This window comes from Vibrio breoganii (genome assembly GCF_024346795.1).
Classification (GTDB): Bacteria; Pseudomonadota; Gammaproteobacteria; order Enterobacterales; family Vibrionaceae; genus Vibrio; species Vibrio breoganii.
Window position 1 is genome coordinate 1,764,261 of the sequence record NZ_AP024864.1, and the last position, 12,498, is coordinate 1,776,758.

Annotated in this window: 10 protein-coding genes; 3 read left to right on the forward strand and 7 right to left on the reverse strand. The window is 46.3% G+C overall.

Annotated features, from left to right (window positions below):
* The first annotated feature begins 209 nt into the window (after nt 1-209).
* On the forward strand, nt 210-3,665 hold the full coding sequence (gene mfd / locus OCU35_RS08275) for a transcription-repair coupling factor (protein WP_017030893.1): 3,456 nt from the start codon (nt 210-212) through the stop codon (nt 3,663-3,665).
* A 431-nt stretch (nt 3,666-4,096) separates the two neighbouring features.
* A complete protein-coding gene (locus OCU35_RS08280; protein WP_102322718.1) occupies nt 4,097-4,906 on the forward strand; it encodes a peptidoglycan binding protein CsiV in 810 nt (269 codons plus the stop codon).
* A gap of 97 nt (nt 4,907-5,003) precedes the next feature.
* On the opposite strand, the gene OCU35_RS08285 is transcribed toward OCU35_RS08280, so the two are convergent.
* From OCU35_RS08285 to hinT, 6 genes are all read right to left on the reverse strand, one after another.
* Nucleotides 5,004-6,293, reverse strand: coding sequence for an NAD(P)/FAD-dependent oxidoreductase (locus OCU35_RS08285; RefSeq protein WP_017029726.1), 1,290 nt, complete (start codon nt 6,291-6,293; stop codon nt 5,004-5,006).
* A gap of 377 nt (nt 6,294-6,670) precedes the next feature.
* Entirely contained in the window at nt 6,671-7,210 is a 540-nt protein-coding gene (ycfP, locus tag OCU35_RS08290; RefSeq protein WP_017029725.1) for an alpha/beta hydrolase YcfP, read from the reverse strand.
* Nucleotides 7,211-7,445: 235 nt separating this feature from the next.
* A complete protein-coding gene (gene lpoB / locus OCU35_RS08295; RefSeq protein ID WP_017029724.1) occupies nt 7,446-8,036 on the reverse strand; it encodes a penicillin-binding protein activator LpoB in 591 nt (196 codons plus the stop codon).
* Nucleotides 8,037-8,045: 9 nt separating this feature from the next.
* Entirely contained in the window at nt 8,046-8,435 is a 390-nt protein-coding gene (locus tag OCU35_RS08300) for a YcfL family protein (RefSeq protein WP_017029723.1), read from the reverse strand.
* Nucleotides 8,435-9,829, reverse strand: a complete 1,395-nt coding sequence (locus OCU35_RS08305) for a COG3014 family protein (RefSeq protein ID WP_026012924.1) — start codon at nt 9,827-9,829, stop codon at nt 8,435-8,437. Before OCU35_RS08305 ends, OCU35_RS08300 begins: the two co-directional genes overlap by 1 nt.
* A gap of 8 nt (nt 9,830-9,837) precedes the next feature.
* A complete protein-coding gene (gene hinT / locus OCU35_RS08310; RefSeq protein WP_017029721.1) occupies nt 9,838-10,188 on the reverse strand; it encodes a purine nucleoside phosphoramidase in 351 nt (116 codons plus the stop codon).
* Between the two features lie 224 nt (nt 10,189-10,412).
* On the opposite strand from hinT, the gene OCU35_RS08315 reads away from it, so the two are divergent.
* Nucleotides 10,413-11,573: a Card1-like endonuclease domain-containing protein gene (locus OCU35_RS08315; protein WP_017029720.1), complete on the forward strand. Its 1,161-nt coding sequence runs from the start codon at nt 10,413-10,415 to the stop codon at nt 11,571-11,573.
* Nucleotides 11,574-11,647: 74 nt separating this feature from the next.
* Here the strand turns inward: OCU35_RS08315 and udp are convergent, their stop codons facing one another.
* A complete protein-coding gene (gene udp / locus OCU35_RS08320; protein ID WP_017029719.1) occupies nt 11,648-12,418 on the reverse strand; it encodes a uridine phosphorylase in 771 nt (256 codons plus the stop codon).
* Nucleotides 12,419-12,498 lie beyond the last annotated feature (80 nt).

Genomic DNA, 12,498 nt, shown 5'->3' on the forward strand with positions numbered 1-12,498 from the left:
TACAATGCCCTTAATGTAACCACTAATCGCCTTTTCGAGTAGTGTTTGCCCCTGTTTTTATTTGGAAACTTCCACAAAAAGCCAATAATTGAGCAATCACATCAACTATCCGCCAGTTTTGACCACTTATTGATAGATAAACCCGTCTGGGTTTACGATAATCAGATACATTACATGCTGATCAATTTATCTTGGAAACTCACACTCTTATGGATAACCACTCGCTTTTTGCTCTACCGATTGCGTCCACCGCTGGCGATAGAAAACAGCTAGGCAACCTACAAGGTGCGTCATTAGCTATCGCTGTAGCTCAGTTGAACAAACAACACCAAGGACCAACGCTGTTAATCGTGAGTGACCCGCAGACAGCACTAAAGTTGCAGATGGAATTGGAGCAATTTAGCTCTGTGCCTGTTTCCTTGTTCCCGGATTGGGAAACACTGCCCTATGACAGTTTTTCTCCTCACCAAGATATTATTTCCGACCGCATTTCTACCCTGTACCAACTGCCGACCCTTGACCATGGCATCATCATTGTTCCCATTAGCACTCTATTGCAGAGGCAGTCTCCAAGAGAGTTTCTCCTACAGCACACCTTGATGGTGAAAGCGGGCGACCTCTTCTCTCTAGATAAGCTCAGGATGCAACTTGAAAAGTCAGGCTATCGAAACGTTGACCAAGTATTTGGTCCCGGTGAATACGCCAGTCGTGGTTCTATCTTAGACCTGTTCCCTATGGGAAGCTCTGACCCGTATCGCGTTGACTTTTTCGACGACGAGATCGACACCATTCGCACCTTTGATCCTGAGAATCAGCGCTCTATTGCCGATATCGATGAGATTAGACTGTTACCTGCCCATGAATTTCCCACCAATGAAGAGGCCATTGAAGACTTCCGTATTCGTTGGAGACAAAAGTTCGATGCAAGACGCGAGCCCGAGTCGGTTTATATGCAAGTGTCAAAGGGCACTTGGCCCGCAGGGATTGAGTACTGGCAACCGCTGTTTTTTGAGAACACAGAAACCCTGTTCGACTATCTGCCACAAAACACCTTACTGCTCTCTGTAGGTGAAATAGAACCGGCAATAGATACATTCCTTACCGATGTTGATTATCGTTTTGATCAGCGACGTGTAGATCCGCTGCGTCCACTGCTGGAACCCACAGAGCTTTGGATGAAGAAGGACGAGCTATTTGCCGCTATTAAGCAATGGCCACAGGTTAAGCTCAATAAAGAGAGCACTGATACCAAAGCAGGTCGCTTCAACCTGGACATAGAGCCGCTACCGGCGCTTGCCGCAGCTCCGCAAACCAAAGAGCCAATGTCGGCTCTGCGTCAGTTCAGCGAAGGCTATACCGGCAAGATAGTTTTTTCTGTTGAGTCTGAAGGCCGTCGCGAGGCTTTGTTAGAGCTACTAAGCCCTGTCAAGATTGCGCCAAAAGCGGTGCCTAGTCTTGAAGATGCCCTTTCTGGTAATGATAAGTTCACTCTCGTCCTTGGCGCCTCAGAGCATGGCTTCATTCATGAAGGCCCTGATTTTGCGCTGATTTGTGAGAGTGATTTACTTGGCGATCGCGTGATTCAAAGGCGCAAAAAAGATAAACGAGCGGTCAATAGCGATACGGTTATCCGCCACCTAGCCGAGCTTAAACCCGGCCAGCCAGTTGTGCATTTAGACCATGGTATTGGTCGCTATCTTGGTCTGCAAACCCTAGAGGCTGGCGGCATCAAAACCGAATACGTGACTCTTGAGTACCTGAACGAATCCAAGCTGTACGTTCCGGTTTCTTCACTCAATCTCATTAGCCGTTACTCTGGTGGCGCAGAAGATACCGCGCCACTGCACAAACTTGGCAGTGAATCATGGGGTAAGGCTCGCCGTAAAGCGGCAGAGCGAGTGCGCGATGTGGCTGCTGAACTTCTGGATGTGTACGCCAAGCGTGAACTTAAACCGGGCTATAAGTTTCAGTTAGATAGAGAGCAATACGCCCAATTTAAGGCGGGTTTCCCATTTGAAGAAACCGATGACCAAGCTCAAGCTATCAACGCCGTTCTCTCAGATATGTGCCAAGCCAAAGCCATGGACAGATTGGTGTGTGGTGATGTTGGCTTTGGTAAAACGGAAGTCGCCATGCGCGCCGCGTTCGTGTCCACAGATAATGCCAAGCAAGTGGCGGTACTTGTGCCAACTACCCTGCTCGCTCAGCAGCATTTTGAAAACTTTCGAGACCGCTTTGCCAACCTGCCGGTTCGTGTAGAGGTATTATCCCGATTCAAGAGTGCCAAAGAGCAGAAACAAATTCTGGCTGATGTAGCTGAAGGTAAGGTGGATATTATTGTTGGCACTCACAAACTCTTGCAAGATGACATCAAATTTGCCGATCTTGGTTTGTTAATTGTCGATGAAGAGCACAGATTTGGCGTAAGACAAAAAGAGAAGATGAAGGCGATGCGTGCTGATGTGGATATCCTAACGCTGACCGCGACCCCAATACCGCGAACGCTGAATATGGCAATGAGTGGCATGCGCGACCTCTCTATCATCGCCACACCACCAGCTCGCCGCTTAGCAATCAAAACCTTTGTTCGTCAAAGTGACGACGCCATAGTTCGCGAAGCCGTTTTGCGTGAGATCATGCGCGGTGGACAAGTGTATTTCTTGCACAATCAAGTGGACACCATCCATAAGGTAGCGCAAGACCTTGAAAAGCTAATACCCGAGGCCCGCATTACTACCGCACACGGTCAGATGCGAGAGCGCGAACTGGAATCGGTAATGAACGATTTCTACCACCAGCGCTTTAACCTATTGGTGTGTACCACCATCATTGAAACCGGTATTGATGTACCAACGGCCAATACCATCATCATGAATCGTGCAGACAATCTAGGTTTAGCCCAGCTTCACCAATTACGCGGACGTGTGGGTCGCTCGCACCACCAAGCCTATGCTTACTTGCTTACCCCGCATCCTAAAGCCGTCACTAAGGATGCAGCCAAGCGTCTTGAGGCCATTGCCTCTCTTGAGGACTTGGGCGCAGGCTTCACCCTTGCTACGCACGACCTTGAAATACGTGGCGCTGGCGAATTGTTGGGTGATGAGCAAAGTGGCCAGATCCACTCTATTGGCTTCACCTTGTATATGGAGATGCTAGAGCAAGCGGTTGAAGCATTGAAAGAAGGTAAAGAGCCATCACTGGACGACCTACTGCGTGAGCAAACCGAGGTAGAACTGCGATTGCCCGCATTATTACCGGATGACTATATCCCAGATATAAATACTCGCCTGTCGCTTTATAAACGTATTGCCAGCGTGGCTAACGATAACCAACTTACCGAGATGAAGGTCGAACTCATAGACCGCTTCGGCCCACTTCCAGATGCCACGAAGAACCTGCTACAAGTCTCTGAGATAAAACTTGCAGCGGCGGCCATTAAGGTAGACAAAGTCGAAGCTCACGAGAAAGGGGGCTACATCGAGTTCTATCCGGACGCTGACATAAACCCGATGTATTTGGTTAAGCTATTGCAATCACAACCTAACAAATTTGCTATGGACGGGCCGACTAAGATTAAATTTATGCAAAGCTTGGTCGACCGCAGAGATCGCGTCTCTTACGTTAAGCAATTAATCGAAGATTTTGCACAAAATAGAGTGGCGTAAAGACTTGGCAGTCATAGCAATAAAATGAGATCTGCTATACTGCCTAAAACTAGGGTAAACTTCCCTTTCGTGACGACTTTACTCACAATTGAACTTAGGGCCTGCTGACCTTTTGAGGTTAATTTTGTAGCGAGTTGTTGGGTATTTATACAAGGCAGTCGCTTTTAGGTGTGGTGGTTCCACATGAAAAGTGACTAACACCGTAGAAATGCCCAACAAACGCTACCCGAAGGGCTCGACCAGAAGGCATTTACTCATCGTTGAGCGACTTTTGCCTAGATGACTAGGCGGCAAGCCACTCGCCTTGATTAAATGCCTTCTGGTCGAGCAAAATTTAATCGCAAAAGGTCAGCAGGCCCTAAAATGAAGATAAGAATAATCTCATAGTATTCATAAAGATAAACGGCCTTTTGACAAGCCATGGAGCCAGAATGAAAAAAATTATTCCTCTATTGATGATGCTGCTGCTGATTCCTACACTCGCACAAGCACAACAGAGAGAATTTGACATTGAAGTCCTGATATTCAAGCGTTCGATCGACCCTGAAAAAACCCCTGAATCATGGCCAAATGAGCTAACTCAGATCAACATGGAAGGGGTAGAACCGTTCAACAATCACGCTTATCGTAAAAAGAAGGGAGCACAGATGCTTTCTTACGATAACTACAAGCTGATTAAAGAGCGTGACGTGCTGAAAGAACACGCAGGCTTTGAGGTGTTACTCCACACTGCATGGCGTCAAGGGGATCAAGGTCGAGCAAGCGCGCCTAAGTTCCATATCCAGGCAGGTAAAGACTACTCTAAAACCTTTAACGCTGATGGCTCAAAGATTGGCTCTCAAAGCAGTGACGCGGGTATGGGCGATGATATCCAAGAGAAAACCATTGCTCAGCCTCTGTATGAACTAGACGGCGCGATTCAGGTTTATGTTCAGCACTACCTATTTGTAGAAACAGAATTAGATCTTCGCGAACCGGGTGTTCGCAGCGTTACCTTTACTGAGAAAGCACCGGATGAGCTTAAGGACAGCGAAAACTTTGCTGTGTTAGCAGATACCGAAGCCGAAAACAGCAATGTGCAGGCGGGTAATCTACAGGAAGTCTCTCCTGAAAAAGTGGAAGAGCAGTTCTTGAAGAGCTACCGTATGGAACAAAAGCGTCGTATGCGCAGTAGCGAAACGCACTACCTAGATCACCCTCTTATGGGCATGATTATTCAGGTACGAAGAGTTGAAGATTGATACCAATCGTACTAAATAACTGGTCAGCCTAGCTGATTAAAAAAGGGGAGTTGGCTTAGCCAACTCCCCTTTTTTGCATTTGTGCGTTAACTAAAGATTAGTGCAACTTCAGGTTTGGACGTAGCGCTCGGTTAATGCGCCCAACTAACATCATCAAGCCTGTCTTAAACATGCCGTGCAGCGCCACTTGGTGCATACGATACAGAGAGATATACACTACGCGAGCAATGCGACCCTCAACCATCATAGAACCCTTGGTTAGGTTACCCATCAAGCTACCTACGGTAGAGAAGCGACTCAGTGATACCAATGAACCATGGTCTTTGTATTCGTAAGCCGAAAGCGCCTTGTTGTTCATCATTGCTAAGATATTGCGGAATGCATGGCTAGACATCTGGTGAGCCGCCTGCGCACGAGGTGGCACAAACTTGCCGTCTTTTTGCGTGCACTGCGCAAGGTCGCCAATAACGAAGATATTATCATCGCGAGTCGTTTGCAGCGTATCTTTAACGACTAGCTGGTTAATACGGTTCGTTTCTAGGCCTGCGATATCTTTAATAAAGTCAGGTGCCTTGATACCAGCAGCCCATACCATGATCTGTGCCGGGATCTTCTCGCCATCTTTGGTTGTCAGGCCAGATTCATCAGCCAGTGTCACCATAGTGGCCGTACGAACGTTCACACCGAGCTTAGTCAGCTCTTGGTGAGCCGATTGAGAGATACGTGGAGGTAGAGCAGGCAAGATACGCTCACCCGCTTCTACAAGGCTTACGTTTAGCTTACTTGAATCCAGATCGCCGAAGCCATAGTTACGCAGCTCTTTCACCGCGTTGTGCAGCTCAGCTGAAAGCTCAACGCCGGTAGCACCTGCGCCAACGATGGCAATATCAACCTGTCCTTGTCCTGATTGTGCGTGAAGCTTAAGGAACTGATTGTTCATCTCTTCACGGAAACGGTGCGCCTGCTCAGGGCTGTCTAGGAAGATACAGTTGTCACGCACGCCCGGAGTATTAAAGTCGTTTGAGGTTGAGCCAATCGCCATGACAAGATAGTCGTACTCAATTTCACGTTTAGGGATCAATAGTTCGCCATTGGCATCTTTTAGTTCTTCAAGAATGATCACCTTACGTTCGCGATCGATGTCGCAAAGGCTTCCCATCTGGAAGTCAAAGCCATGGTTTTTGGCATGAGCACGGTAACTTAAAGCATCCACGCCTGCGTCCAGCGAGCCTGTTGCTACTTCGTGCAGAAGCGGCTTCCAAAGGTGGCTCGCTTTGCGATCCACTAAGGTCACGCTGGTGCTGTCGTTGCGTCTAAACTTGTGACCCATTTTGGTCGCTAGTTCTAATCCACCAGCGCCGCCGCCTACAATAATGATTCGTGTCATTTCAACACTCCTTGATACAAATGATAATTTTTGATTTCAGGCCCGCTTATGCGCACCTGTGAGAATTTGATTGAGTATCAGTAGACACTGTTGTTCACGTTAAGTTTTATGGGGCGATTCTATTCTCGCCTCTCAATTTTTTTTGATCTAAATCAATTTATTTTTAATCGCATTATATCCAAATCGACTAAGTGAGCAACCAACAATCTGCAAATAACCCCAATTACTGTAATGAAATTGAGATTATCTTGCTCGAAAGAGCGTGAATTACACACGAACTGGATAAAAAAAGACCTGCATAAGCAGGCCTTTTTAATATGTTCATGCAATTGATAATCGTCGTCCTCGAATATCATTGGCTTGCTAGGCTTTTACCTCTACGCATTCTTAAATGCTTTAATGGTTTGCAGATGCTGAGAGATCTTCTTGAACTTGTGTGTCTCATGCTCATCCCAAATAATCTGGTAGTAATCTTCCAGCGCATCAGCCGTCACTGTGTTGTCATGAATCTCATCATGCTTCGACAGTATCACCATGCAGCGCTCTTTGTTTTTGATTCGATACTGCTCTACACACTTAGTCGCAATATCATCGTATTCTTCTGGGCGGTCAATTCGGCCTTGCATGGTGCGCTCAGGATGCAAATTAGGATTAAATATCACCTGCTTAATACCGCACAAGAAGCCAAGACGCTCTGACCAATACCCACCTAAGCCTACACCGCAGATAATCGGATTCTTATCCTTTGATGACTCAATGGCTTTGTGTACTTCTTTTAGAAGGTGCGCCATATCATGCTTAGGATGCAACGTACTGTAGTTGATAAAACGTACGTCTTCGTCGATAAACTGAAGTTGCAGTACCTTCTCGTGGTTACCTGGGCTAGTTGAATCAAAGCCGTGAAGATAGATAATCATGGAGCCTTCCTTGTAAATGCTGACAGCCAGTGGTTGAGAAATTATGTCTGCCGAAAATAGTCACTACTCATTTAAATCTAACACGTATTCAGCCAATAAGAAGTTATCGAAGAGAAATTGTTGCCGTCATTTCTTGAGCCACATCAAGTATTGAAGAAATTATTGATAACCACAAACCGAGCCGTGAAAAATAAAAAAGGCCAGCAAATTGCTGGCCTCTAACGTTTTGACTAAATTACAGTCCGAACAAGCTCTTAGACTGTTGTTTACGAATCTCAGTTTCGTCAGCCCACTCTATCAAGCCGGTTTCTAGATCCATCAAACGCATCGTCATCTTGTAGTACACATCTTTGTCACTACCCGCATCTTTTACAATACTTGATAGGTTGCCGTACAGCATGTACTGCGCACCCACCATCTTACCGAATTGTATGGCGCTGCTTTGATCGACAAGCTCATCATTGTTCTGGAAGTTAAGCTGCTTACGCACAGACTCAACACGGTCCATATCCACGAAGCGGAACTTACCCGAGTTCAGCATTTTAGTGCTGACAGAATCGGTAATAGATTCGGTATCAATGTGTTCACTGGTTTTGTTTTTAATACGCTCTACAAACACAATCGGACGCTGATCTTTAGTAATCGCTGCTACTGAACCTGAGTTGAGCATGCTATCTACCATTTCACCTGCAATCTTTTGCAGATCCGTAGACCCAAAATCAACCGTAGTGGTTTCTACAGCTTGCGCGTCACCATAGTTTACCTTGTTTGAACAGCCACCAAGAATGACAGCTAGGCCTAATAACGCAACTACACTTTTTTTCATCTTATTTCCTTAGTTGTCCGACTCTCGGATTTGCACTCTAAACTGAGTCCCTTCCGGATGGATTGAAACTTCAGAGAAGGTTCGAGTTTCGAAACCTCTCACTACATCTTGTCTCCAAGCAGAAGGCTTGGTATTTACTTCTAGCCCATTGTCGTCATACCAATAAAAGCGATATTGGATACGTAAATCAGCCTTATAAGTGCTGCTCACCGTCACTATGCCTCTAGTGCGGTCTTCTTTTTCTACCGTCGCAATATCATCAACGACAAGGCGACTGCCCAAGACGTTATCGCCAAAGAGTACCTTTTGACTCTTTCCATCCACTCTCAAGCCTGCGGTGTTTTGAGAACAGCCTGCCAATGCTACAAGAGCCACGAACAGTAGCGCCAGTTTTTTCATTATTGTATCGCTCCCAATTGTTTGTGCCATATTGTCACGTTACTACCCTGTCTTGATAGCCATACTAAGGTAGTCTCACCTTCTCGTACAGAAAACTCATGGCTCTTCCCTGCCACAGTTAACTGGTGCGTTCCTACTTCTAGTGTAGCACCTGAACTGTACACCTCTGCAGGCAGCGATTGCCAACTGCGAGTGTCTGGCTGTTCGGTTAGGGTATTAAAAACGTTGAACAAAGCGTTGCCCACATCATTACCGCTTGCGGTCTCTTTACGCAACCGGTCTTTTGTTACTGTGCGTAATACCTGACGCACTAAAATCTTTGGCATCTGCTCTGTTAGCTGATTGCTGGCCATGAGATTAACATCGACCAATTCGTCGCCAACAAGCCCTTTACCGTCCAGCTGTAACGCACCAAATCGTTGACCTGCATTATTATTGTAATACGGCAAAGCAACCGAATAGAAACCAACATCGCCACGACTATCTCTAACAGGAATCGTGATTCGCCAATCATCCATCGCCTTAACCACCCCTCGCTCATCGAGGATGATCACGCGTCCCTCGCCTTTAGGTAAGGGTTGATAAGGGCCATATTGTTTAGTGAGAAGCTCTAAGTCTTGTCGCATACCCAATAGGGTTGCCACTCTAAGCGCTCCGTCTATAACTTGTCTGTTATCAGGCGCTACGGCGAGCGCACGGCGATAGTCGACATAGGCACTGTTAGGGTCGCCTTGCGTCTCATAAAGCAACGCTGACAGATACAACAAATAGCCATTTTGAACCGCTTTTAGCTTATCACCCGCATCTGGATAACGAGACAATACGCTCCCCAAGTTCGGGCTCAAGCCACTTTTCTTCAAATCAGCTTCCGCTGACTTAAGATCAGACTCTCTTTGCTGCTTCGCACGCTCTTGCACTTGATTGGCACGGCGCATCTCGACCAACGCCCCTTCAAGACTGTTAATCTGGATGTAATTTAACCCCAGATATAAGTGCAAAAAGCCCAGTTCATAGTCGGCTGGCTCATAATTGGTGATATTGTCATTGACCGCCAAGGCGCCAACACTCGTTGCCGTATCGCTAACAGAAATCAGTGCTTGATCTTGCCATTCACGTACCGCTCTATCACTTAACTCAAAAGATGCTTTACTGGCAGGATACGTGGAGGCTAAGAAATTAACGCGCCCTTTTTCCATATTATCCAGAATGTCGCCAGCACGATAATCAGGAAGCTTTTCCTGCGCCGTTACATAGTCACCGGCTTGCAGTGCTTGATGAACTGATTTGTTTTGAGCGGTGTAGTGACTGAACAAGTTACCGGCAGAAAGAGAAGAGCAGGCAGTAATCACTGCGCTGCTCATTACAATCAAACAAAATCGTATCGATTTATTCACTGGCTGCATTAACTAACCAACATTGGTCCTAATGGCTTGCCACCGACAAGGTGCATATGGATATGATAAACCTCTTGGCCGCCAAAAGAGTTGCAGTTCACAATAAGGCGATAGCCATCTTCTGCAATACCTTCTTCTTTTGCGATTTTGGCTGCAACAGTAAACATACGGCCTAATGCACGTTCGTCTTCTTCAGTCGCGTCGTTTACGGTTGGGATAACATGATTTGGCACAATCAAAATGTGCGAAGGCGCTCGCGGATTAATATCGCGAAAAGCGGTAACCAAGTCGTCTTGGTATGTCAGCTCGGTTTGTATCTCTTGACGTATGATTTTACTAAAAATAGTTTCTTCAGCCATGGTATTTCTCTAGCCCGTTCCTTAGTTTTATCAAGATTGTATCATTACCTAGATAAAAGCAAACTTCCTAAGGCGTAAAATAATAAAGGAGTACCTTTTCAAAATTGGAAACTAAGATTAGTGTAAGCAATTGTAATTTTTAGACATCCTCGCTATCTATAGAGATAAGATGTCGGTTGCATTCGTTCCGACGAATCTTATAACAATTAAAAGAAGGACCCCTTATGCCAATTCAAATTGGTATTATCGACAAAGACCCGATCAGACTGGTCACCCCTTTACTCGATGATAGAGCCTCAAGTCGTCATACGATCTTTATAGGCGATTCCTCTCAAAAACCTATGTTCGATAAACTGAGCATTGTACTTGGTATGCGCGGCATTAAGAGTGAGTTTTTTGAAATCCCCAACGTCTCCAACACTGCCATCATTAAAAAAGAGATCACCCTGTTGGCTGAGCGCTTAAAGCTCACGGGTGAAGAAATCAAACTTAACGCAAGCTGCGGACTTCGCCACCGTTTACTCTCAGTCTATGAAGTCGTGCGCAGCTACAGATGGCCTATTTTTGTGGTTGAGCCCAACACCGACAGCCTAAGTTGGTTGTACCCTGATGGTCTGCAAGACGCACAGGTACAAGACCATATTACTATTGCTGATTACCTAACTATCTTCGGTGCTCAATCTGAGTTCCCAGATCCTAATGATGCTATCCAGATTGACGATACGCTGCTTAAGATCTGTGAGAAGTGGGCAAGTAACGCTCTGGAGCTTGGCCCCGGTCTTGCCACACTGAATTTCTTAGCCACCACCTGTCGCAAAGAGCAAAAGCTTGATGTGGCGCTATCTGAAAAGCAGCAAGGTTATCGCGAGCTTAATATCCTGCTTCAAGATTTAGTGGATTCTGAGCTAGCTGCATACAGTAACGGTGTTCTGACCTTCCGTTCCGAGCAAGCAAGACGCTTCTCTAACGGTGAATGGTTAGAGTCTTATGTGCATACTCAGGTAAAATCTGTACAGCAAGAATTGACCACTATCCAAGACTGTTCTTTGAATGTTCAAGTAACGCGTAAGATTGGCGAAAAAGAGGTTCGCAATGAATTGGATGTCGCCACTGTTGTGAACAACAAACTGCATATCATTGAGTGTAAGACCAAGGGTATGCGTGATGATGGTGACGATACGCTCTACAAGCTCGAATCCCTGCGTGATCTGCTTGGTGGATTACAAGCGAGAGCAATGCTCGTTAGCTTCAGACCGCTGCGCTATAACGACATTACCCGAGCGATGGATCTAGGGCTGGGTTTGATTGGCCCTGAAGAGCTGAAAGATTTGAGAAGCCATTTGCGAGAATGGTTAATTAAAGCAGGTGGAACCGACCTGATCTAATCCCTCAAAAAGTAAAAGGCCTGAGTTCGATATTCTACCGAAGTCAGGCCTTTTTTAATCAATTAAGCTTCAGATTAAGACTCAAGTACACGTCTTGCCGCTTCCACTACAGTGCGAATGGATAGCCCTTCAATCTCTTTCATCTTCGATTGATCAGGGATCTCTTGCTGCGTTCGATTGATAATAACCCCGGCAACACAACCCGCTCGAAGTCCTGAACTTGCACACATAGTCAGTAAGGTCGCAGACTCCATCTCAAAGTTTAACACCCCCATGTCCTGCCATTCTTGCATCGACCCTTGGAATCGCTTAACTACGCGACCGCTAAAGGTGTCGTAGCGTTCTTGACCTGGGTAGAAGGTATCACTCGATGCTGTTACGCCCGTATGCACAGTGGCTTTCTCACTAAGTGCCGCTTCCTTCATCGCCAGAGCAATATTGAAATCGGCTACCGCAGGAAACTCCATTGGAGCGAAATGTAAGCTAGCACCGTCTAGACGCACAGAACCTGTGGTGACAATCATATCGCCCACATTCACATGTGGCTGAATGGCGCCCGTTGTTCCCACTCTCAAAAATGTATCTACGCCAAGCTGAGCCAACTCTTCTACTGCAATAGAGGTGGATGGTCCGCCGATACCCGTAGAGCACACCACTACTTTCTTACCCGCAAGATCAGCCAGATAGACAGTGTATTCCCGATGACTGGCGAGAAACACTGGGTTGTCCATACATTCAGCGATACGCTTCACACGGTCCGGATCACCCGGAATAATGGCCAGTGTTGCGCCCTGCAGATCAGTTTTATTTACACCCAAGTGAAACACGTTTTGTTCAGTTGTCATCACAATACCCTTCTAATGTGGTCATTATTTAGCGACTACTCTAGACAATATAATCACGACCAATTGTGAGCATGGTCACG

Bases quoted from the DNA above. Each gene is read 5' to 3' on its own strand.
- udp (WP_017029719.1), bottom strand. From the start codon at position 12,418: ATGACAACTGAACAAAACGTGTTTCACTTGGGTGTAAATAAAACTGAT.
- OCU35_RS08280 (WP_102322718.1), top strand. From the start codon at position 4,097: ATGAAAAAAATTATTCCTCTATTGATGATGCTGCTGCTGATTCCTACA.
- lpoB (WP_017029724.1), bottom strand. From the start codon at position 8,036: ATGAAAAAAAGTGTAGTTGCGTTATTAGGCCTAGCTGTCATTCTTGGT.
- ycfP (WP_017029725.1), bottom strand. From the start codon at position 7,210: ATGATTATCTATCTTCACGGCTTTGATTCAACTAGCCCAGGTAACCAC.
- OCU35_RS08315 (WP_017029720.1), top strand. From the start codon at position 10,413: ATGCCAATTCAAATTGGTATTATCGACAAAGACCCGATCAGACTGGTC.
- OCU35_RS08300 (WP_017029723.1), bottom strand. From the start codon at position 8,435: ATGAAAAAACTGGCGCTACTGTTCGTGGCTCTTGTAGCATTGGCAGGC.
- hinT (WP_017029721.1), bottom strand. From the start codon at position 10,188: ATGGCTGAAGAAACTATTTTTAGTAAAATCATACGTCAAGAGATACAA.
- mfd (WP_017030893.1), top strand. From the start codon at position 210: ATGGATAACCACTCGCTTTTTGCTCTACCGATTGCGTCCACCGCTGGC.
- OCU35_RS08285 (WP_017029726.1), bottom strand. From the start codon at position 6,293: ATGACACGAATCATTATTGTAGGCGGCGGCGCTGGTGGATTAGAACTA.